At 53.8% G+C, this 20177-nt stretch carries 21 protein-coding genes and 2 pseudogenes; 14 read left to right on the top strand and 9 right to left on the bottom strand.

What is annotated here, in order from left to right:
• The coding region (locus DBY90_RS13700; RefSeq protein WP_159069413.1) for an IS3 family transposase at positions 1-86 on the top strand (86 nt) is incomplete at its 5' end.
• Positions 87-160: 74 nt separating this feature from the next.
• On the opposite strand, the gene DBY90_RS11995 is transcribed toward DBY90_RS13700, so the two are convergent.
• Complete coding sequence (locus DBY90_RS11995; protein WP_009175125.1) at positions 161-1339, bottom strand: phosphoglycerate kinase; 1179 nt, start codon at positions 1337-1339, stop codon at positions 161-163.
• A gap of 339 nt (positions 1340-1678) precedes the next feature.
• Positions 1679-1786 (bottom strand): annotated as a pseudogene (locus DBY90_RS13055) (IS5/IS1182 family transposase); the annotation flags it as partial.
• Positions 1787-2050: 264 nt separating this feature from the next.
• Here DBY90_RS13055 and mnmE point away from each other — a divergent pair.
• Entirely contained in the window at positions 2051-3415 is a 1365-nt protein-coding gene (gene mnmE / locus DBY90_RS11990; RefSeq protein ID WP_070490828.1) for a tRNA uridine-5-carboxymethylaminomethyl(34) synthesis GTPase MnmE, read from the top strand.
• 45 nt (positions 3416-3460) lie between these two features.
• On the opposite strand, the gene DBY90_RS13050 is transcribed toward mnmE, so the two are convergent.
• Entirely contained in the window at positions 3461-3607 is a 147-nt protein-coding gene (locus DBY90_RS13050; protein ID WP_185952211.1) for a hypothetical protein, read from the bottom strand.
• Here DBY90_RS13050 and ruvA point away from each other — a divergent pair.
• A complete protein-coding gene (gene ruvA / locus DBY90_RS11985) occupies positions 3606-4190 on the top strand; it encodes a Holliday junction branch migration protein RuvA (protein ID WP_003744446.1) in 585 nt (194 codons plus the stop codon). The two genes, DBY90_RS13050 and ruvA, sit on opposite strands and share 2 nt — an antisense overlap.
• A 408-nt stretch (positions 4191-4598) precedes the next feature.
• Here ruvA and DBY90_RS11975 read toward each other — a convergent pair whose 3' ends face one another.
• The gene (locus tag DBY90_RS11975) at positions 4599-5273 is read right to left on the bottom strand and encodes a YdcF family protein (protein WP_070490826.1); all 675 of its coding nucleotides are present in this window, start codon (positions 5271-5273) and stop codon (positions 4599-4601) included.
• A 21-nt stretch (positions 5274-5294) separates the two neighbouring features.
• Complete coding sequence (gene arsC / locus DBY90_RS11970) at positions 5295-5654, bottom strand: arsenate reductase (glutaredoxin) (RefSeq protein ID WP_070490824.1); 360 nt, start codon at positions 5652-5654, stop codon at positions 5295-5297.
• A gap of 256 nt (positions 5655-5910) precedes the next feature.
• On the opposite strand from arsC, the gene DBY90_RS11965 reads away from it, so the two are divergent.
• The 5 genes from DBY90_RS11965 to DBY90_RS11940 all read left to right on the top strand — a co-directional run bounded on the left by DBY90_RS11965 (position 5911) and on the right by DBY90_RS11940 (position 12022).
• The gene (locus DBY90_RS11965; RefSeq protein WP_003775962.1) at positions 5911-6393 is read left to right on the top strand and encodes a TlpA disulfide reductase family protein; all 483 of its coding nucleotides are present in this window, start codon (positions 5911-5913) and stop codon (positions 6391-6393) included.
• A gap of 333 nt (positions 6394-6726) precedes the next feature.
• Positions 6727-7377 carry a cell division ATP-binding protein FtsE gene (ftsE, locus tag DBY90_RS11955; protein ID WP_003765335.1) on the top strand — a complete coding sequence of 217 codons (651 nt, stop codon included), beginning with the start codon at positions 6727-6729 and terminating at the stop codon, positions 7375-7377.
• Entirely contained in the window at positions 7374-8291 is a 918-nt protein-coding gene (gene ftsX / locus DBY90_RS11950) for a permease-like cell division protein FtsX (RefSeq protein ID WP_003758748.1), read from the top strand. The genes ftsE and ftsX overlap by 4 nt, the downstream gene beginning before the upstream one ends.
• Before the next feature lie 105 nt (positions 8292-8396).
• On the top strand, positions 8397-11018 hold the full coding sequence (gene mutS, locus DBY90_RS11945) for a DNA mismatch repair protein MutS (protein WP_107987291.1): 2622 nt from the start codon (positions 8397-8399) through the stop codon (positions 11016-11018).
• Between the two features lie 467 nt (positions 11019-11485).
• Positions 11486-12022 carry a C40 family peptidase gene (locus DBY90_RS11940; protein WP_070490820.1) on the top strand — a complete coding sequence of 179 codons (537 nt, stop codon included), beginning with the start codon at positions 11486-11488 and terminating at the stop codon, positions 12020-12022.
• A 193-nt stretch (positions 12023-12215) separates the two neighbouring features.
• Here the strand turns inward: DBY90_RS11940 and DBY90_RS11935 are convergent, their stop codons facing one another.
• Complete coding sequence (locus DBY90_RS11935) at positions 12216-12752, bottom strand: porin family protein (protein ID WP_070490818.1); 537 nt, start codon at positions 12750-12752, stop codon at positions 12216-12218.
• 440 nt (positions 12753-13192) lie between these two features.
• Between DBY90_RS11935 and DBY90_RS13045 the strand changes: the two genes are divergently transcribed.
• Positions 13193-13339 (top strand): hypothetical protein, encoded by a 147-nt coding sequence (locus DBY90_RS13045; protein ID WP_185952210.1) that lies wholly within the window; start codon positions 13193-13195, stop codon positions 13337-13339.
• Here the strand turns inward: DBY90_RS13045 and DBY90_RS11930 are convergent.
• The 3 genes from DBY90_RS11930 to DBY90_RS11920 all read right to left on the bottom strand — a co-directional run bounded on the left by DBY90_RS11930 (position 13298) and on the right by DBY90_RS11920 (position 16625).
• Positions 13298-13747, bottom strand: coding sequence for a DUF4149 domain-containing protein (locus DBY90_RS11930; RefSeq protein WP_070490816.1), 450 nt, complete (start codon positions 13745-13747; stop codon positions 13298-13300). The genes DBY90_RS13045 and DBY90_RS11930 overlap by 42 nt on opposite strands.
• A 428-nt stretch (positions 13748-14175) precedes the next feature.
• Positions 14176-15408: a PilT/PilU family type 4a pilus ATPase gene (locus tag DBY90_RS11925; protein WP_003744423.1), complete on the bottom strand. Its 1233-nt coding sequence runs from the start codon at positions 15406-15408 to the stop codon at positions 14176-14178.
• Between the two features lie 170 nt (positions 15409-15578).
• Positions 15579-16625, bottom strand: coding sequence for a type IV pilus twitching motility protein PilT (locus tag DBY90_RS11920; protein ID WP_003767088.1), 1047 nt, complete (start codon positions 16623-16625; stop codon positions 15579-15581).
• 179 nt (positions 16626-16804) lie between these two features.
• On the opposite strand from DBY90_RS11920, the gene DBY90_RS11915 reads away from it, so the two are divergent.
• The 5 genes and pseudogenes from DBY90_RS11915 to dksA all read left to right on the top strand — a co-directional run bounded on the left by DBY90_RS11915 (position 16805) and on the right by dksA (position 19898).
• Positions 16805-17512, top strand: coding sequence for a YggS family pyridoxal phosphate-dependent enzyme (locus DBY90_RS11915; protein ID WP_070491789.1), 708 nt, complete (start codon positions 16805-16807; stop codon positions 17510-17512).
• Positions 17509-17637, top strand: a pseudogene (locus DBY90_RS13430) (RNA-binding protein); the annotation flags it as partial. The gene DBY90_RS11915 and the pseudogene DBY90_RS13430, both read left to right, overlap by 4 nt.
• Positions 17638-17933: 296 nt before the next feature.
• The gene (proC, locus tag DBY90_RS11905; RefSeq protein ID WP_070491784.1) at positions 17934-18731 is read left to right on the top strand and encodes a pyrroline-5-carboxylate reductase; all 798 of its coding nucleotides are present in this window, start codon (positions 17934-17936) and stop codon (positions 18729-18731) included.
• A 2-nt stretch (positions 18732-18733) separates the two neighbouring features.
• On the top strand, positions 18734-19288 hold the full coding sequence (locus DBY90_RS11900; protein ID WP_060974482.1) for a YggT family protein: 555 nt from the start codon (positions 18734-18736) through the stop codon (positions 19286-19288).
• A 193-nt stretch (positions 19289-19481) separates the two neighbouring features.
• Positions 19482-19898: an RNA polymerase-binding protein DksA gene (dksA, locus tag DBY90_RS11895; protein WP_003767066.1), complete on the top strand. Its 417-nt coding sequence runs from the start codon at positions 19482-19484 to the stop codon at positions 19896-19898.
• The last annotated feature ends 279 nt before the right edge of the window (positions 19899-20177 follow it).

Below are 20177 nucleotides of genomic sequence, written 5' to 3'. Positions count from 1 at the left end.
ATTACTACAACCGCGAGCGTTGCAGTTTGAAATTGAAAAAGCTGAGTCCTGTCGCATACAGAACCCAGCTTGCACAGAGCGCCTGAATAGGCTTTTATGAGTGTCCAAGATTTGGGGGCCAGTTCAGTTTTCAGACGACCTCTTTTTTACGTCAAACCGCTTACGCGCCGCGTTTTTCCAAAGCGGCTACGGCAGGCAACTCTTTGCCTTCCAAGAATTCGAGGAACGCGCCGCCGCCGGTGGAGATGTAGCCGATTTGGTCGGTAACGCCAAATTTGGCAATCGCCGCCAGCGTGTCGCCGCCGCCCGCAATCGAGAACGCTTTGCTTTGGGCGATGGCTTCGGCAAGGGCTTTCGTGCCGCCCGCGAACTGATCAAACTCGAACACGCCGACCGGACCGTTCCACACCACAGTGCCTGCGGCTTTGAGCAGTTCGGCAAGTGCGGCGGCGGATTTCGGGCCGATGTCCAAAATCATATCGTCTTCGGCAACGTCGGCAATGTCTTTCACGACTGCTTCAGCATCAGCGGCAAAGGCTTTGGCAACGACGACATCGGTCGGCAGCGGTACGGAGCCGCCTTTGGCCGCCATTTTCGCCATGATTTTTTTGGATTCTTCCACCAAATCATGTTCCGCCAGCGATTTGCCGATGGCTTTGCCTTCCGCCAACAGGAAGGTGTTGGCGATGCCGCCGCCGACGATGAGTTGGTCAACTTTGTCCGCCAGCGATTCAAGGATGGTCAGTTTGGTGGACACTTTGCTGCCGGCGACAATCGCCACCATCGGGCGTGCAGGCTGTTTCAGGGCTTTGCCCAAAGCGTCGAGTTCGCCCGCCATCAATACGCCGGCGCAGGCAACGGGCGCGGCTTGAGCGACGGCTTCGGTCGAGGCTTGGGCGCGGTGGGCGGTGCCGAACGCGTCGTTGACGAACACGTCGCACAAGGCGGCATAGGCTTTGCCCAGTTCCAAATCGTTTTTCTTCTCGCCTTTGTTGATGCGCACGTTTTGCAGCATGACGACATCACCCGCGTTCAGGGCGGGTTTGTTTTCACGCCAGTCGTTCAATACTTTCACGTCTTTGCCCAACAGGCTGCCCAAGTGCGCGGCAACGGGCGCAACGTCGTCTTCGGGATGGAACTCGCCTTCGGTCGGGCGGCCGAGGTGGGTCATCACGATAACGGACGCGCCGTTGTCCAAGCAGTATTTGATGGACGCGAGCGAGGCGCGGATACGGGTGTCGTCGCTGATTTTGCCGTCTTTGAACGGCACGTTCATATCGGCGCGGATGAGGACGGTTTTGCCCTGCACGTTTTGTTCGGTCAGTTTCAGAAATGCCATGATGTATCCTTTGTGAAAGTTGGAAACGGAAATGGGAATGTTCTCAATTATCCGCGAACGGGGCGTATCGGTAAAGGCGGGATTTGCCTGCGCTTGATTTGCGTCAGCAGCAGTGTCGATACAAAAGGTCGTCTGAAACTTTAAATCTTCTTTTTTCAGACGACCTTTTGCGATTCCGATTAATGAACATGAAATAGCTTATGATGATTGCCGAGATTGGGGATTACAAAGACCTATGACTTTAGCTTTGTCGTGAAACCGACAGACAGTTGCCTACTTTGAAATTTAAGAAGCGGGTTTTGTCCTTCCGAAATATTGTTTATTCTGAATGTAATCATGATATAGTGGATCAAATTTAAACCAGTACGGCGTTGCCTCGCCTTGCCGTACTATTTGTACTGTCTGCGGCTTCGTCGCCTTGTTCTGATTTAAATTTAATCCACTATATTATCCCGTGCAGACGTCGGAAAAGCGGTGAAAATCTCGATACCGCAGCCTACCCGACAGGGTGTCCGAGAGCGTGTGCAAGTGATTTCGAGCCTTGCCCGGCGTCTGTTCCATACTTCTTTTCAGAAATTCGGCAATTTCTTTCTTATTACCGATTCGGTACGGTAGCAAATAAATCTCGCCTGTCTCCCGTTTTCAGACGACCTTTATCATAGTGAAATCACTATATAATACCGTCCATTAAATTCCCGATACGAGCCAGCCATGTCCGCATCCCAACCCACCATCGCCGCCATCGCCACCGCACCCGGACGCGGCGGCGTCGGCGTTATCCGCCTTTCCGGCAAAAACCTGCTGCCTTTGGCGCAAACCCTCAGCGGCGGCAAAACGCCCAAACCGCGCACCGCGCTTTACACCGACTTTCTCGGCGGCGACGGGCAGCCGATAGACAACGGCATCCTGCTCTACTTCGCCGCCCCCGCCAGCTTTACCGGCGAAGACGTGATTGAATTGCAGGGACACGGCGGCCCCGTCGTGATGGACATGCTGCTTTCGCGCTGCCTCGAACTGGGCGCGCGCATGGCGGAGCCGGGCGAATTTACTAAACGCGCCTTCCTCAACAACAAACTCGACCTTGCCCAAGCCGAAAGCGTCGCCGACCTCATCGACGCCTCCAGCAAATCCGCCGCGCGCATGGCGTTGCGCTCGCTCAAAGGCGCGTTTTCCCAACACATACACGAGCTGGTGGACGACCTTATTACCCTGCGAATGTTGGTCGAAGCCACGCTGGACTTTCCCGAAGAAGACATCGACTTTCTCGAAGCCGCCGACGCGCGCGGCAAGCTCCAAGCCCTGCAAGGTCGTCTGAAAACCGTCCTCGCCAGCGCGGAACAAGGCGCGATTTTGCGCGAAGGCATGAACGTCGTCCTCGTCGGCGCGCCCAACGTCGGCAAATCCAGCCTGCTCAACGCCTTGGCGGGCGACGACATCGCCATCGTAACTGACATCGCCGGCACCACCCGCGACACCGTGCGCGAACAAATCACCCTCGACGGCGTGCCCGTCCACATCATCGACACCGCCGGTCTGCGCGAAACCGACGACGTGGTTGAACAAATCGGCATCGAGCGCAGCCGCAAAGCCGTCTCCGAAGCCGATGTCGCCCTGATTCTGATTGACCCGCGCGAAGGCTTGAACGCCAAAACCCAAGCCATTTTGAACAGCCTGCCCGAAGGCCTGAAAAAAATCGAAATCCACAACAAAGCCGACCTGACCAGCGAACCCGTCGCCGTCCGTTCAGACAGCCTCGCGCAAACCGGCGCGGACACCGTCATCAGCCTGTCCGCCAAAACCGGCGCGGGTCTCGACTTGCTCAAACACGCGCTGTTGCAGGAAGTCGGTTGGCAGGGCGAAAGCGAAAGCCTGTTCCTCGCCCGCAGCCGCCACCTCAACGCCTTGCACGAAGCCGAAGCCGAGCTGGAAAACGCCGCCCTCTGCAACAACAACCAAATCGAGCTTTTCGCCGAACACCTGCGCCTCGCCCAAAACGCGTGCAGCGAAATCACCGGCGAATTCACCGCCGACGATTTGCTGGGCGTGATTTTCTCGCGCTTCTGCATCGGCAAATAAGATTAAACTTTATCCATACGCGAAAGGTCGTCTGAAAACCAAGATTCAGGTTTCAGACGACCTTTGCCGCAACGCAGTTTGACCGATACGCCCTTGAGAAACTGCTACAATCATGGTCGTCTGAAACCCTGTTGCCAATCGGCATCTAAGTTTCAGACGACCTTTTACCCAACTCCCTAACGGAAACCCCATGATCAGCAGACTGACCGGCAGGCTCATCGAGAAAAACCCGCCGCAAATCGTCATCGACGTCAACGGCGTCGGCTACGAAGCCGACGTATCCATGCAGACTTTCTACAACCTGCCCGCCTTGGGCGAAACCGTGCAGCTTTACACCCAGCTTGTCGTCCGTGAAGACGCGCATTTATTGTTCGGCTTCGCGACTGCCGACGAGCGGGCGACGTTCCGCCAGTTGGTCAAAGTCAGCGGCATCGGCGCGAAAACCGCGCTGGGCATACTCTCCGCCATGTCTGCCGACGAGCTTGCCCGCGCGGTTGCCGACGAAGACATCAAACGTCTATCCTCCGCGCCCGGCATCGGCAAAAAAACCGCCGAACGCATGGTTTTGGAACTGCGAGGCAAACTGGTTTCCCATGCCACTGCCGACGGACTTTTCGCCGCCACGCCTGCCGCCGATGAAACAGACGACATCGTCAACACACTGATTGCGCTGGGTTACAACGAACGCGAAGCAAAAGCCGCCATCAAAGGTATCCCCAAAGGCACGGAAGTCGGTGAAGGCGTGCGCTTGGCTTTGAAAAACCTGTTGAAATAGGTCGTCTGAAAACTTTGAGATCAGGGTTTTTAGAGAAACCCGTTCATACTCGTTTTCAGACGACCTTTTATTCAATCAACGCGGGTTTGGGATAACCCCAATCGTAGCGTGGGCTTTGCCTGCGAAATCTGCCGTCTAACCATCCATACCAGACAACAATCGAATTTGCTTTCATCTCGTGGGCAAAGCCCACTCTGCGGGTAGCTGCAACGGCAACTTATCCCTTCCCCCGTCCGGCGGGGGAAGGTTAGGATGGGGGTGGCTTTGTGGGTTTAGGTAAAATCGAATTCGTGCAGCCCGTAGAGCCACCCTCTCCCCAGCTCTCTCCCGCCGGACGGGGAGGGGCAGGTTGCAGGTAAAAATTAAGGTCGTCTGAAAATTTTCAGACGACCTTAATTTTCTTCCGAACTATGCTTCTTCTTTCGTTTCCCGAACGGTCAGCCAGTCCCAAAAGTTTTCGCTCCATTTGCCGATTCGGTAGAGGAAGAGGGCGTAGCTTTCTTGAAGCAGGAATTTGTTTTTTTCTTTGCCTTGGTCGAAGCGTGTGGTCGGTGTGGCGGAGATGTAGGCTTCGATGTCGAGGTCGGAGGCGATTTCGAGGGCGCGGGCGAGGTGGTAGGGGTCGCTGACGATGATAATGCTTTCGATACCTTCGGCGCGCAGTATCGGACGGATGTTGCGGATGTTTTCGTAGGTATTGCGCGAGGTGTTTTCAAAGATGATGTTGTGCGCGGGTATGCCTTGTTTGAGGGCGTAACGCCGTCCGACTTCGGCTTCGGTCATGTAGCCTTTTTTGGATGTGCCGCCGGTGAAGACGATTTTTTCAACGCGGTGGCTTTGGTAGAGGGTGATGGCGTGGTTGATGCGTTCGCGGAAAACGGGCGAGGGGCGTTTGTCCCATGCGGCGGCGCCGAGCACAAGGGCGGCATCGGCGCGGACATGACGCGGCAGCGGCTGCGAGCCAGTGTGATACACCTGCCATGCGCCGACGATGAATATGCCGAGTACCAACAGGATACTCAGACCTATGCCGCGAAAGAGGTAGTAGCGCAAGCCGTTGCGACTGCGAAACAGGGAAATCATGTAGGGATGCCTTCCCGCGCTTCAGTCCAACAGGGCTTCGATGTTTTCGAGCGGTCTGCCGATGGCGGCTTTGTCCTGTGTGGTCAGGATGGGGCGTTCGAGCAGGGCAGGGTGGGCGGCGATGGCTTCGAGCAGGGCTTGGTTGTCGAGATCGGGATTGTCCAAACCGAGTTCTTTGTACAAGTCGTCTTTGACGCGCATCATGCCGCGTACGGACTCCAAGCCCAGTTTGGCAAAGATGTCTTGCAGCGTTGCCAAATCAGGCGGAGTGTCGAGGTATTTGACGACTTCAGCCTTGATGCCGCGCGCTTCGAGCAGGTCGAAAGCGGCGCGAGATTTGCTGCAACGGGGATTGTGGTAGAGCGTGAATTCAGACGACATAGCGTTCTCCGATGTTTTCTAATGGGTCGAGTCTGAATCAGTACAGTGTTGTCTTGCCTTGTCCTGATTTAAACTTAACCCACAATGAATTTTGCTGATAGGCTTTATTATCGGCTGCATTGCAGATTTACTCAACTTATCCCGCCGATAATCGTCATTTTCGACCGCTAAAATCCAACATCTTCATTTTCTCCATAGACAGCACGCTGAAAGGGGTTACAATGCCATCATCTGATTGATGCAAAGGATGGAACTTATGAAAAAATTATTGCTTGCCTCTGTTTTGATGACCGCCGCCCTGTCTGCCCCTGCGTTTGCCGCCGACCCGCTGGCAGGCTGGAACGACAACAAGCCGCAAAGCCTGCAATCGCTCAAAGCCCCCGTGCGCGTGGTGAACCTGTGGGCGACTTGGTGCGGTCCGTGCCGTAAGGAAATGCCCGCCATGTCCGCTTGGTACAAAGCGCAGAAAAAAGGCAGCGTCGATATGGTCGGCATCGCGTTGGATACTTCCGACAACATCGGCAAATTCCTAAAACAAACCCCCGTCAGCTATCATGTTTGGCGTTATACCGGCGCGGACAGCCGCAATTTCATGAAGTCTTACGGCAACAACGTCGGCGTATTGCCGTTCACTGTCGTCGAAGCCCCGAAATGCGGCTACAAACAAACCATCACCGGCGAAGTCAACGAAAAAAGCCTGACCGCCGCCGTCAATGCCGCCAAAGAGAAATGTAAATAAATCGGGCTGAAACCGATGTGGAAGGTCGTCTGAAAACGGATACGGCGGGTTTGATTTAAACGCCGAAATCCTTTTCAGACGACTTTTTGACATGTGGATAAGTATTTAAGCATTTTGCAAACGCGACAATCACACCTGTAATATTGTGTTGTAAAGCCGTCAGTCCGACGCTTTGCCTACCGCCGTCCATATCCGGGCAAACTATCAAAAAAACGCCGAAATCTTTATAATTCGGCACATATCCTATTTTTCAGACGACCTATCTCCGATAGCGCATCCTTTTGTGGAATAACTGTGGATAAGTTTGTCCTGACCCCTTTCCAGGAATACCTTATGATCCGTTTCGAACAAGTTTCCAAAACCTATCCCGGCGGTTTTGAAGCCCTGAAAAACGTCAGCTTCCAAATCAAAAAAGGCGAAATGATATTTATCGCCGGCCATTCCGGCTCCGGCAAGTCCACCATCCTCAAGCTGATTTCCGGTATTACCAAGCCCAGCAAAGGCAAAGTGTGGTTCAACAACCAAGACTTGGGCGAATTGAGTGACAACCAAATCGGCTTCATGCGCCAACATATCGGCATCGTGTTCCAAGACCACAAAATCCTCTATGACCGCAACGTCCTGCAAAACGTCATCCTGCCGCTACGGATTATCGGTTATCAGCCGCGCAAAGCCGAAGAGCGCGCCCGCATCGCCATTGAAAAAGTCGGCTTGAAAGGCCGCGAATTGGACGATCCCGTAACCCTCTCAGGCGGCGAACAGCAACGATTGTGTATCGCCCGCGCCGTCGTCCACCAACCCAGCCTCCTGATTGCCGACGAACCCTCCGCCAACCTCGACCGCGCCTACGCGCTCGACATCATGGAATTGTTCAAAACCTTCCACGAAGCAGGAACCACCGTCATCGTCGCCGCCCATGATGAAACCCTCATGGCAGACTACGGCCATCGCATCCTGCGCCTCTCGAAAGGACGACTCGCATGAGCATCATCCACTACGTCTCGCTGCACGTCGAATCCGCGCGTACTGCGCTCAAACAGCTCCTGCGCCAACCTGTCGGCACACTGCTCACCCTCCTGATGCTCGCCGTCGCCATGACCCTGCCGCTTTTCATGTATTTGGCCATCCAAAGCGGGCAAAGCGTTTTAGGCAAACTCAACGAGTCGCCGCAAATCACGCTCTATATGGAAACCGACGCGTCCAAAGCCGACAGCGATACCGTCCGCAACCTGTTGGAACGCGATGCCCGCCTCAATAAAATCCGGTTCATCAGCAAGCAGGAAGGCTTGGAAGAGCTGCAATCCAACCTCGACCAAAACCTCGTCTCCATGCTCGACGGCAACCCCTTGCCCGACGCATTTATCGTCACGCCCGACCCCGCTACGCCGCCCGCACAAATGCAGGCGATTTATCAGGATATGGTCAAGCTGCCCATGGTCGAATCCGCCACCATGGATACCGAATGGGTGCAAACGCTTTATCAAATCAACGAGTTCATCCGCAAAATTTTATGGTTTCTTTCACTGACGCTGGGTATGGCGTTCGTCCTTGTCGCGCACAACACCATCCGTCTGCAAATCCTGAGCCGCAAAGAAGAAATCGAAATCACCAAGCTGCTCGGTGCGCCCGCATCGTTTATCCGCCGCCCCTTCCTCTACCAAGCCATGTGGCAGAGCATCTTCTCCGCCGCCGTCAGCCTGGGACTGTGCGGCTGGCTGCTTTCCGCCGTTCGTCCGTTGGTCGATGCCATCTTCAAACCCTACGGACTCAATATCGGCTGGCGTTTTTTCCATTTCAGCGAAGTTTCGCTGGTATTCGGCTTCGTCATCGCCTTAGGTGTCTTCGGCGCATGGCTTGCCACCACGCAACATCTGTTGGGCTTTAGAGCCAAGAAATAAAAACATTGGATTGAAGCAAAGGCAAAAGGTCGTCTGAAACCTTGTTTTAGGGTTTCAGACGACCTTTTGCTACAATAAGGCTTTTCCGTTTTGCAAGGCATTCCCATGAGCAAATCCGCCGTTTCCCCGATGATGCAGCAGTATCTCGCCATCAAATCGCAGCACGCCGACAAGCTGGTGTTTTACCGCATGGGCGATTTTTACGAGCTGTTTTTGGATGACGCGGTGGAAGCGGCGAAGCTGTTGGACATCACCCTGACCACGCGCGGGCAGATGGACGGCGTGCCGATTAAGATGGCGGGCGTGCCGTTTCACGCGGCGGAGCAGTATCTGGCGCGGCTGGTGAAGATGGGCAAAAGCGTGGCGGTGTGCGAGCAGGTGGGCGAAGTCGGCGCGGGCAAAGGGCCGGTGGAACGCAAAGTCGTGCGCATCGTTACGCCCGGCACGCTGACCGACGCGGCGTTTTTGGAAGACAAGGAAACCAACCGCATCGCGGCGGTGAACGCGGATAAAAAACATGTCGCCATCGCGTGGGCTTCTTTGCAAAGCGGCGAATTCAAAACCAAGCTGACGACGGCGGACAAACTCGCCGACGAGCTGGCGCGTTTGCAGGCGGCGGAAATCCTGTTGCCCGAAGGCAAAAGCCTGCCTAATGGTTTTCAGACGACCTCTGCCAACATTACGCGCCTGAACTCGTGGCAGTTTGCCGCCGATGCGGGCGCGAAATTGCTGACCGAATATTTCGGCTGCCAAGACCTGCACGGCTTCGGTTTGGACGGCAAGGAACACGAAGCCGCCGTCGGCGCGGCGGGCGCGCTGCTGAACTACATCCGCCTGACGCAAAACCTGATGCCGCAACACTTAGACGGCATTTCGCTCGAAACCGACAGCCAATATATCGGCATGGACGCCGCCACGCGCCGCAATCTCGAAATCACGCAAACCCTCTCCGGCAAAAAATCGCCGACCCTGTTTTCCATACTCGACGGCTGCGCCACCCACATGGGCAGCCGCCTCTTGGCACTCTGGCTGCACCACCCATTACGCAGCCGCGCCCATATCCGCGCCCGCCAAGAAGCCGTTGCCGCGCTGGGTTCGCAATACGAAGCCCTGCAAGGCCGTCTGAAAAACATCGCGGACATCGAACGCATCGCTGCCCGCATCGCCGTCGGCAACGCCCGCCCGCGCGACCTCGCCGCCCTGCGCGACAGCCTGTTTGCCCTGTCCGAAGTCGAATTGTCCGCCGAGGGCAGCAGCCTTTTGGAGACCCTCAAAGCCGTTTTCCCCGAAACCCTGCCCGTCGCCGAAACCCTCAAAGCCGCCGTAATGCCCGAACCCGCCGTCTGGCTCAAAGACGGCGGTGTCATCAACCAAGGCTATTGCGCAGAACTCGACGAGTTGCGCCACATCCAAAACCACGGCGACGAATTCCTGCTCGACCTCGAAGCGCGCGAACGCGAACGCACCGGCCTCTCCACCCTCAAAGTCGAGTTCAACCGCGTCCACGGCTTCTACATCGAGCTATCCAAAGTCCAAGCCGAACAAGCCCCCGCCGACTACCAACGCCGCCAGACCCTGAAAAACGCCGAACGCTTCATCACCCCCGAACTCAAAACCTTTGAAGACAAAGTCCTGACCGCGCAAGAGCAGGCATTGGCATTGGAAAAACGCCTGTTTGAAGCCCTCCTCAAAGACATTCAGACGACCCTGCCCCAGCTTCAAAAAGCCGCCAAAGCCGCCGCCGCCCTCGACGTACTCTCCACCTTCGCCGCCACCGCCGCCGAACGCGGCTTCGTCTGCCCCGAGTTCGCCGACTACCCCGTCATCCATATCGAAAACGGCCGCCATCCCGTCGTCGAGCAGCAAGTGCGCCACTTCACCGCCAACCACACCCGCCTCGACCACAAACACCGCCTCATGCTCCTGACCGGCCCCAACATGGGCGGCAAATCCACCTACATGCGCCAAGTCGCCCACATCGTCCTCATGGCGCACACCGGCAGCTTCGTCCCCGCCGATGCCGCCCAAATCGGCCCCATCGACCAAATCTTCACCCGCATCGGCGCATCCGACGACCTCGCCTCCAACCGCTCCACCTTCATGGTCGAAATGAGCGAAACCGCCTACATCCTCCACCACGCCACCGACCAATCCCTCGTCCTCATGGACGAAGTCGGACGCGGCACCTCCACCTTCGACGGCCTCGCCCTCGCGCAAGCCATCGCCGAACACCTGCTGCAAAAAAACAAATCCTTCAGCCTCTTCGCTACCCACTATTTCGAGCTGACCAAACTGCCCGAAGCCCACGCAACGGCAGTCAACATGCACCTCTCCGCGCTCGAACAAGGACAAGACATCGTCTTCCTCCACCACATCGAACCCGGCCCCGCCAGCAAAAGCTACGGCATCGCCGTCGCCAAACTCGCCGGCCTGCCCAACCGCGCCCTCAAAGCCGCCCAAAAACATCTGGACGAACTCGAAGCCCAAGCCGCCGCCGTCCGCCCGCAGTTGGACATCTTCAGCACCCTGTCGTCTGAAAACGAATACAGCGGGTTTAGCCAAGACGAAACAGCGGACGAACCCCAAACTGCCGCAAGCCAAGAAAACCACCCCACCCACCACGCACTCGCCGAAGCCCTAAACCAACTCCGCCCCGACGACCTCACCCCCCGCGAAGCCCTAGACGCACTGTACCGCCTCAAACAGATTGTTGAAGGCGGGGAATAAACGCGTTGGTTTATATAAAACAAGGTCGTCTGAAAAATTTCAGACGACCTTAATTTGTACCCTCAACCTGCCCCTCTCCCGTAGCGTGGGCTTTGCCCACTAAATAAATAACAGACACAGTTCCCGATTCAACAACCCGCCCCCTCTCCCGTCCGGCGGGAGAGGGCTGGGGAGAGGGTGGCTTTATGGGCTACACGAAGCCGATTTTGCCCAAACCCACAAAGCCACCCCCATCCTAACCTTCCCCCGCCGGCGGGGGAAGGGACAAGTTGCCGTTGCAGATATAAATAACAGGTACAGCTAACGGATTTAGATTGGCAAACGGCAAGTTCACAGGCAAAGCCCACGTTACTTGAGTTTTCCCAAGCCAGCTTTCATTGCATAAATGGTCGTCTGAATCCCAAAATTCAGGTTTCAGACGACCTTAAAAAGACTACAATCAGTGTTACTGATAAAGGTTAACCATCATGAAACACATATTTCCAACCATCTTGACCGCCGCCTTAATCCCTTTTCTTGCCTCATGCGGCTTCTCAACAGGCAAACACCGTCCGACGGCCAACCCCCACGCTTCTGCCCGAAAAGTCCAACCCGTCCGCATCAGCAATATCGACCACACCCAAGGTTCGCAAGAGCTGATGCTGCACAGCATGGGCCTTATCGGTACGCCGTACAAATGGGGCGGCAGCACTACTTCCACCGGTTTTGATTGCAGCGGCATGATTCAATTCGTCTATAAAAACGCTCTCGGTGTCAGCCTGCCGCGAACCGCCCGCGATATGGCGGCAGCCAGCCGTAAAATCCCCGACAGCCGCCTCAAGGCAGGCGACCTCGTTTTCTTCAACACAGGCGGTGCGAACAAATACTCGCATGTCGGCCTATACATCGGCAACGGTGAATTCATCCATGCGCCAAGCAGCGGCAAAACCATTAAAACCGAAAAACTCTCCAGCCCGTTTTACGCAAAGAATTATCTGGGCGCGCATACCTTCTTTACCGACTGAAAAAACAGCAAATCAGCAATCGGTATAACGATTCGTTTGGTTTTTGATACGGTATTTATTATCATCATTCCTGTACACGAATGATGAACTGAGAAGTCGGCTAGATAGTCAATCCAAATCGGAAATGCTGATAAAAAAGGTCGTCTGAAACCAAAATTTGGGTTTCAGACGACCTTTGTCTGTTTAAAAAAGATTATTTGAAGCGGTAGCCGACAGTAGCCATGTAGCTATTGTTGTGGACTTTCAAATCGTCTTTTTTATAACGGGTTTGCTCCCATTCGGCGCCGACTTCGACATTCGGTGCAACGGCGTATTTCGCGCCCACACCGTAGCCGAGTCCGTTCATATTGTTGCGTTTCGCGCCTAGATTGTCGAAGCGTCCGTAGTGGTAGCCAACTTTACCGTACGCCATTACATCGTCGTTGAAACGGTAGCCTTGGACGTAGGAAACGTTGGCATCGACTTTTTGTTTCGCATTGCCCGAGATTTTGCGGTGCAGCGGTTTGACACCGGCTTCAACGCCGCCAATCCAGTTGGTTTGTCCGAATTGTGTGTTGTAGCTGCCGCGTACGGCGACGTCGCCTTTGGTTTTTTCGTTCAGATTGACATTGCGGACATCACTTTTGGTCACGCCCGCGCCGACTTCCAAGCCTGCGCCGGTAAATGAACCGTCAGCGAAAGTAATAGCGGAAGCGGTCGCCAATAAAGCAGTCAGTAAGGTTTTTTTCATGATAATGCTCCTTCACGGATAAACAGGAAGCTTGTTCTGCTTCCAACGAATCCAGTATCGGATGCTTGCAGATGTCCTGCAACCGCCTTTGCTGGAGCGTTACCCATTTTCGCAAGTGCTTAACATTTGTAATTTGTTGAAACGTCTGAATTTGTGCCGACCGAAATGTCGAGGTGCGCAATTTATAATTTGCGTAAAGTGCGATGAAAAGTATGAAGATTTATGAACCTTGCTGTGTGGAGATAGGTGCGTTTGGCAGCGGCGGCGGAGTGTAGAAAAAATGATAAAGGCTTAGATGACGGTTTACATTGGTTGGTGTGGCTTTATTGCCATAAGAGTGAGAAAGGTCGTCTGAAAACTTGGTTTTCGGGTTTCAGACGACCTTTGTTTTATCGGGCTCGAATGGTTTCCTTTGATTTCTTGATGCGAAGGATAAAAACATGGAGGAACTCGCCGCCAAAGAAATGAAAAAATCTGATGAAGAAGCCCAAACCATTAAAGAACAAGGCAAGGTCTTTTTAAAAGGAAATGTGACCATTAGACGGCTAATTGTTCTCGAATTTCAAATAACGCCACAGCAAACCTAAGCCCAAGACGCTGCATACCAGATAAATGATGCTGGAAATGCCGTGCCACATACCGAAAGAGCCGCCCAATAACGAAAGCAGCCAGTTTTCCGTGCCCGCCTTGTGCGCTGCGATAACAGGGCTTATCAGGAATTGGTTGGACGCGGTCAGCAGCAGAAGGAGGATAATGAATTTCGGCGCTACTTTACCGTTGTCAGAAAATGAACGGTTTCGGTTGCTTCGCACTACCAGCCAAGCCACTATCCAAGCCAGCAGACCAAAATAATTGTTGATGGAAAACAGTACGCCGGCAATATTGCCTGCTTCCTGCTTGCCAAGCCGTTCAAATAGAATCGGGGCGGCAACATAGCCTGCCATTACCTGCATACCCAGCCACAGGCTGGTCAGCAATGCGCACAATCGGTTCATCATTTTGTCCTGAAATTCAAATCTGCCGCATACTAACATAGTTTTCAGACGACCTGAGGATCACGCCCAATCCGATCCGTCCTGCGGATGCGGATAAACGCAAACCCAGCGAGAGCAAAAGCAAATCATCCCTAAACTCAAAGAGAGGAAACGACAGCATCCGGTTTGCAGTATAGTGGATTAAATTTAAATCAGGACAAGGCGACGAAGCCGCAGACAGTACAAATAGTACGGAACCGATTCACTTGGTGCTTCAGCACCTTAGAGAATCGTTCTCTTTGAGCTAAGGCGAGGCAACGCCGTACTGGTTTAAATTTAATCCACTATACAAAATGATCAAAGGTCTCGAGGAAATATGAAAGAAGGTCGTCTGAAAAACCTGAATTGAGGTTTTTCAGACGACCTTTGTTTTGCCTGAAATCGGGTGTTTATGAAATCAGGTTCAAATCGCTGATACGGTCGTAGAGGCGGTCGGGGTCGTTGCCTTCTTCGTGCATTTGGATGCGCAGGCGCAGGTCGTTGGTGGAAACGGCTTGGCGCAGGGCTTCGTCGTATTCGATTTGACCTTTGATATAGAGTTCGAACAGGTGTTGGTCGAAGGTCTGCATGCCGTCTGTGCCGGAGCGCGTCATGAGTTCGCGGATTTCCATGAGTTCGCCTTTAAAAATCAAATCCTGCATTGCGGGGGTGTTGAGCAGCAAATCGACGACGGCGGTACGCTGACTGCGGTTTTTCTTGATGGCGAGGCGCTGACCGATGATGCCGGTCAGGTTGAGCGCCAAATCCATGAGGACTTGTTTGCGGCGGTCTTCTTGGTAGAAGTTGATGATACGCTCGATGGTTTGGGCGGCGGTGTTGGCGTGGATGGTGAAGACGCACAAGTGGCCGGTTTGGGCAAGCTGGAGGGCGTATTCCATACTGGCTTCGCTGCGCACCTCGCCGATACAGACGACGTCGGGCGCTTGACGCATCGCGCTTTGTACGGCGATTTTCCAGTCGTTGGTGTCGATGCCGACTTCGCGTTGGGTGAAGATACTGCGGCGGGGTTTGTAGATGAATTCGATGGGGTCTTCGATGGTGACGATGTGGCCGGGCATTTTGTGGTTGCGGTAGTCGAGCATGGATGCCATGGTGGTCGATTTACCGGAACCGGTCGGGCCGGCAAGGATCAGCAGGCCGCGCGGGGAAAGGGAGAGGTCTTTGAGTTTGGCAGGCAGACCGAGGCTCTCCATTTCGGGGATTTCTTGGTTGATGCGGCGCAAGACCATGCCGACGCGGCCTTGTTCGTGGTAGGCGTTGACACGGTAACGGGTGTTGCTGCGGGATTGGACGGAGTAGTTGAGTTCCCATTCGCGGTTGAAGGTTTCAAGCTGCTCGGGGTTCATGGTGGATTCGACGATGGCGGCGGTATCTTCGCCGGTCAGGGCTTTGTGCGGGACGGGGGTCAGAGTGCCGCTGACTTTGACGGCAGGCGGGAAACCTGCGCTGATGAAGATGTCGGATGCGCCGCGTTTTTCTGCTTCAACGCACATACGGTCGAGCAGAGGATGGAGGTGTGTGCCGATTTCGGCGGGGGTGGGGATATGCGGCGGTTGGTTTTTTTGCGAGTAGGCTTGTACCATTTCGCTGAGTAAGTCGTGTAAAGGAGTTGTTTCGCTCATTTTGTGTACTCTTTATCAGTAAGTGAATATTGAGACCGGCGGGCGGTTTGTTTGTTATTGGGTGTTGTGCCTGCCTTACGGAGGTCGTCTGAAAACGGGAAACGGGTTTCCTCGTTGTTTAAATTGCGTTTCAGACGACCTTGTTTGTTCCCGATAATGGAATGTGGTGATCAGACGATGGTCATGCTGTCGCTGTTTTGCGCTTTGCTGCGGGCTACGTCGGGGCTGATGGTGCCTTGGCGGACGAGGGTTTGCAGCGCTTGGTCGAGGGTTTGCATACCGTGTGATTGGCCGGTTTGCAGCGCGGAGTTGATTTGGGCGATTTTGTTTTCGCGGATCAGGTTGCGCACTGCGGGGGTGGAGATGAGGATTTCGTGTGCGGCGACACGGCCGTTACCGTCGCGGGTTTTCAGCAGGGTTTGCGAAATGACCGCGCGCAGGGACTCGGACAGCATCGAACGCACCATTTCTTTTTCGCCGGCAGGGAATACGTCAACGATACGGTCCACGGTTTTGGCGGCGCCGGTGGTGTGCAGCGTGCCGAATACCAAGTGGCCGGTTTCAGCGGCGGTCAGCGCGAGGCCGATGGTTTCGGGGTCGCGCATCTCGCCCACGAGGATTACGTCCGGGTCTTCACGCAATGCGGAACGCAGGGCGTTGGCAAAGCTGTGGGTGTGTTGGTGCAGCTCGCGTTGGTTGACGAGGGCTTTTTTACTTTGGTGGACGAACTCGATCGGGTCTTCGATGGTGAGGATGTGTGCGGGTTGGGTTTCGTTGATGTAGTTGATCATCGCCGCCAACGTGGTGGATTTACCGGAACCGGTCGGGCCGGTTACCAATACCAAACCGCGCGGGTTGTCGGCGATTTTTTGGAAAATACGCGGGGCGCGCAGGTCTTCCAGCGTCAATACGTCGCTCGGAATGGTACGGAAGACGGCGGCAGGACCGCGGTTGGAGGTAAATGCGTTGACACGGAAACGGGCGACGTTGGGCAGCTCGAAGGAGAAGTCCACTTCCAAATCTTGTTGGAACAGTTTGCGCTGATGGTCGTTCATGACCGAAGTGACCATGTTGCCGACTTCTTCGGCGGACATTTCGGGCAGGTTGATGCGGCGGATGTCGCCGTGAACGCGGATCATGGGGGACATTCCGGCGCTTAAGTGAAGGTCGGAAGCTTTGTTTTTGACGCCGAAAGCGAGTAAGTCGGTAATCTGCATAATGTGGCCTTGTTTTAGTTTAGAATAATGAGGCGGAACCCGATTAAAAATGCGGACGCGGAATGCCGAGCGTTTCCCTGTTCAGGTTCCGATAAATTGTATTATTTTAAATACATAAACCGTTCAGACCAAGTAAAATTTTCAAAATCGCTGTAATTGATGTAATAAAGGAAGAAATCATGTCGGTATTGCAACAAAATTATGCGGAGGTGTGCCGCCGCATTGCCGAAGCCGAGCAAAAGGCGGGCCGGCAGGTGGGAGAAGTGGGTCTGATTGCCGTCAGCAAAACCTTCCCTTCAGACGACATCCGAGAGGTATATGCCGCAGGACAGCGTGATTTTGGTGAAAACTATATTCAGGAGTGGTACGAGAAAACGGAAACGCTCGCGGATTTGCCCGACATCGTTTGGCACGTCATCGGCGATGTGCAGTCGAACAAAACCAAATTTGTCGCCGAACGCGCGCATTGGGTGCATACGATAGGTCGTCTGAAAACCGCCCGCCGCCTGAGCAAACAGCGTCCGCCCGAAATGCCGCCTTTGCAGGTGTGCATCGAAGTCAATATCGCGGGCGAGGAGGCGAAACACGGCGTTGCGCCCGATGAGGCGGTCGCGCTGGGGGTGGAAGTGGCGAAGTTGCCGAATGTGGTTGTACGCGGGTTGATGTGTGTCGCCAAAGCCGACAGCGATGATGAAGCATTGCGCGTTCAGTTCCAAACCATGCAGAAACTGCTTGCCGACCTGAACGCGGCGGGTGTTCGCGCGGATGTATTGTCTATGGGGATGTCCGGCGATATGCCTGTGGCGGTCGCGTGCGGCGCAACGCATGTGCGTATCGGCAGCGCGATTTTCGGCAGACGGGAACCAAAAGGGAACGACAGGCAATAAAACAGATTATCTCGGTCGTTTTGCTGGGTTTAACCTTAACGGGTTGTCGGTTGATGGGCTGGTATCCATGTTCGTCCTTGTCAGACTGGTGCAAGCCCAAAAAGCCGGCGGCAATAGATTTTTGGAAAAACAGGGTTTACACCGAACATCGCTGCCCGAAAGCGTCCGTTGGTAAAAAGGTCGTCTGAAATTTTCCGCTTTGGTGGGAACGGCATTTCAGACGACCCCAAGTATAGTGGATTAACTTTAAACCAGTACAGCGTTGCCTCGCCTTAGCTCAAAGAGAACGATTCTCTAAGGTGCTGAAGCACCAAGTGAATCGGTTCCGTACTATCTGTACTGTCTGTGGCTTCGTCGCCTTGTCCTGATTTAAATTTAATCTACTATAAAATGTATTTCATTTAAAAATTGAAGGAAATTTATGAACATCTACTTTTTAGGCGGTGGCAATATGGCGGCCGCCATCGCGGGCGGATTGGTCAAACAGGGTGGATACTGCATTCACATCGCCAACCGCGGTGCGGAAAAACGCGAGCGTTTGGCAAAGGAATTGAATGTTGAAGTTTCTGAATCCCTGCCCGAACTGCTTTCAGACGACGTTTTGATTCTTGCCGTCAAGCCGCAGGACATGGAAGCCGCGTGCCACAACGTTCGTGTCAACGGCGCATTGGTGCTATCCGTTGCCGCCGGTTTGTCTATTGATACCCTCAGCCGCTACCTTGGCGGAACACGCCGCATTGTCCGTACCATGCCCAATACGCCGGGAAAAATCGGTTTGGGTGTATCCGGCATGTTTGCCGAATCGGAAGTGTCCGAAGCCGACCGCACCGCCGCCGACCGGATTATGCGTTCCGTCGGTTTAACCGTTTGGTTGGATGAAGAAGACAAGTTGCACAACATTACCGGCATTAGCGGCAGCGGCCCCGCCTACGTCTTTTACCTGCTCGGCGCGCTGCAAGCTGCCGCTCAGGCGCAAGGGTTTAGCGAAGAAGATGCCCGCGCCCTCAGTCTCGCCACGTTTAAAGGTGCAGTCGCCTTGGCAGAGCAAAGCGGCGAGGACTTCGCGCAATTGCAGCAAAACGTTACTTCCAAAGGCGGAACCACCCACGAAGCCATCGAAACGTTCAAATCATGTCGCGTCGCCGAAGCCATTGCACAAGGCGTGGAAGCCTGCGTCAAGCGTTCGCAGGAAATGGCGCAACAATATAAGGTCGTCTGAAAATGCGCGGAGATTTATTGATATTGCTTGCCGACGGCATCGTTATCCTGTGTTTGGCACGTCTTTTCCTGCAAGCGGCGGGATTGAGTGAAAATCATGCGCTCTTGGCGTTCAGCAAGCGATCAACCGATTGGCTGGTCAACCCGCTGCATAAAATTCTGCCGGTTAAAAAATACGACCCAGCCTGCCTGTTGTCAGGACTGTTGTTATATTACATCGTATTCACCTTCATCACTTTAGTGGCGCAGCCTACCGCATTCAGCGCAAAAATCATCATCGCCAATTTTATACTGGCAATATTGAATACAATTAAATCAGCAGCTTATGTGTTGTTGATAGGGTTGTTTATCCGCATGGCGCTCAGTATTAAAGATCCCTATTCCCAACTTTCCGTCGCGCTGGAACGGATATATCGCCCCATACTTTCCCCCGTACAGTTTTTAAAGTACGGACGCTACGATTTTTCAGGTAGTATATTGGCATTATTACTGTGGATCTGGTTAAGCAGTCTATCGCCCCAAATTACCCGCCAAATCAACTTGTGGCTACTGCAATAGGCAGCGAGTTCATTAAGAATTTGCAGTATGACGTAAGCAAAATGCAAAAAAGTGAAAATCAAAACCACGGCTGTGAAAACATGGTATCATGCCGCCATTTCCAAACGGGCTTGAGAAAAGAAGTCCTAAGAAATCAATAAAATAAACCACTTGAGTAGCATTTCGTTTCCCGCAATAGATTGAAAGAAAAATTATGGCAAAGCTGACAGAACAAGACATTTTGAATTGGGACGGCCCGGAAGAAGACTACATGAATAGCGATCAGTTGGCATTCTTCCGCGAACTGCTGGTAAAAATGCAAGACGAACTGATTGAAAACGCATCTGCCACCACCGGCCACCTGCAAGAACACGAATCGGCTCCCGATCCTGCCGACCGCGCTACTCAAGAAGAAGAGTACGCGCTGGAACTACGCACCCGCGACCGTGAGCGCAAACTTCTAGGTAAAGTACAAGCAACCATCCGCAGCATCGATGAAGGTGATTATGGTTTCTGCGCGGATACCGGCGAGCCCATCGGTCTTAAACGCCTCCTTGCCCGCCCGACTGCTACACTTTCCGTAGAAGCACAAGAACGCCGCGAACGCATGAAAAAACAGTTTGCCGACTAAGTATAACGAAATCGGCTAATTGAATTAGGCAGTAAGAAAATGAAAAGGTCGTCTGAAATTAATTTCAGACGACCTTTGCTGTTTTTTGATTTGAAATAAAAGTCTTTGTATTTCAGGTTGTTGTTAGATTTTTTAGAATTTTTTGCGGTTTAGGAGTTGACGGTTTTTGAGGAGGAGGGTATAGTTCGGTTCTTCGCTGCTTCGGCGGCGGTTGAACGAACTGACAAGTATATCACAGTTGGTCTGATTTTTCGAGGTTTTGAGAAAGGTTTTGATTGA

The organism is Neisseria mucosa (assembly GCF_003044445.1).
Lineage (GTDB): Bacteria > Pseudomonadota > Gammaproteobacteria > Burkholderiales > Neisseriaceae > Neisseria > Neisseria mucosa_A.
This window is presented reverse-complemented; position numbering and strand designations above follow the sequence as displayed.

Coding starts and splice junctions, on each gene's coding strand:
- DBY90_RS11965 (WP_003775962.1), top strand. CDS start 5,911: ATGAAAAAATTATTGCTTGCCTCTGTTTTGATGACCGCCGCCCTGTCT.
- DBY90_RS11995 (WP_009175125.1), bottom strand. CDS start 1,339: ATGGCATTTCTGAAACTGACCGAACAAAACGTGCAGGGCAAAACCGTC.
- mutS (WP_107987291.1), top strand. CDS start 8,397: ATGAGCAAATCCGCCGTTTCCCCGATGATGCAGCAGTATCTCGCCATC.
- DBY90_RS11920 (WP_003767088.1), bottom strand. CDS start 16,625: ATGCAGATTACCGACTTACTCGCTTTCGGCGTCAAAAACAAAGCTTCC.
- dksA (WP_003767066.1), top strand. CDS start 19,482: ATGGCAAAGCTGACAGAACAAGACATTTTGAATTGGGACGGCCCGGAA.
- proC (WP_070491784.1), top strand. CDS start 17,934: ATGAACATCTACTTTTTAGGCGGTGGCAATATGGCGGCCGCCATCGCG.
- DBY90_RS11925 (WP_003744423.1), bottom strand. CDS start 15,408: ATGAGCGAAACAACTCCTTTACACGACTTACTCAGCGAAATGGTACAA.
- DBY90_RS13050 (WP_185952211.1), bottom strand. CDS start 3,607: ATGGGGTTTCCGTTAGGGAGTTGGGTAAAAGGTCGTCTGAAACTTAGA.
- DBY90_RS11975 (WP_070490826.1), bottom strand. CDS start 5,273: ATGATTTCCCTGTTTCGCAGTCGCAACGGCTTGCGCTACTACCTCTTT.
- DBY90_RS11935 (WP_070490818.1), bottom strand. CDS start 12,752: ATGAAAAAAACCTTACTGACTGCTTTATTGGCGACCGCTTCCGCTATT.
- DBY90_RS11930 (WP_070490816.1), bottom strand. CDS start 13,747: ATGAACCGATTGTGCGCATTGCTGACCAGCCTGTGGCTGGGTATGCAG.
- ruvA (WP_003744446.1), top strand. CDS start 3,606: ATGATCAGCAGACTGACCGGCAGGCTCATCGAGAAAAACCCGCCGCAA.
- mnmE (WP_070490828.1), top strand. CDS start 2,051: ATGTCCGCATCCCAACCCACCATCGCCGCCATCGCCACCGCACCCGGA.
- DBY90_RS13045 (WP_185952210.1), top strand. CDS start 13,193: ATGGAGGAACTCGCCGCCAAAGAAATGAAAAAATCTGATGAAGAAGCC.
- ftsX (WP_003758748.1), top strand. CDS start 7,374: ATGAGCATCATCCACTACGTCTCGCTGCACGTCGAATCCGCGCGTACT.
- DBY90_RS11900 (WP_060974482.1), top strand. CDS start 18,734: ATGCGCGGAGATTTATTGATATTGCTTGCCGACGGCATCGTTATCCTG.
- ftsE (WP_003765335.1), top strand. CDS start 6,727: ATGATCCGTTTCGAACAAGTTTCCAAAACCTATCCCGGCGGTTTTGAA.
- arsC (WP_070490824.1), bottom strand. CDS start 5,654: ATGTCGTCTGAATTCACGCTCTACCACAATCCCCGTTGCAGCAAATCT.
- DBY90_RS11915 (WP_070491789.1), top strand. CDS start 16,805: ATGTCGGTATTGCAACAAAATTATGCGGAGGTGTGCCGCCGCATTGCC.
- DBY90_RS11940 (WP_070490820.1), top strand. CDS start 11,486: ATGAAACACATATTTCCAACCATCTTGACCGCCGCCTTAATCCCTTTT.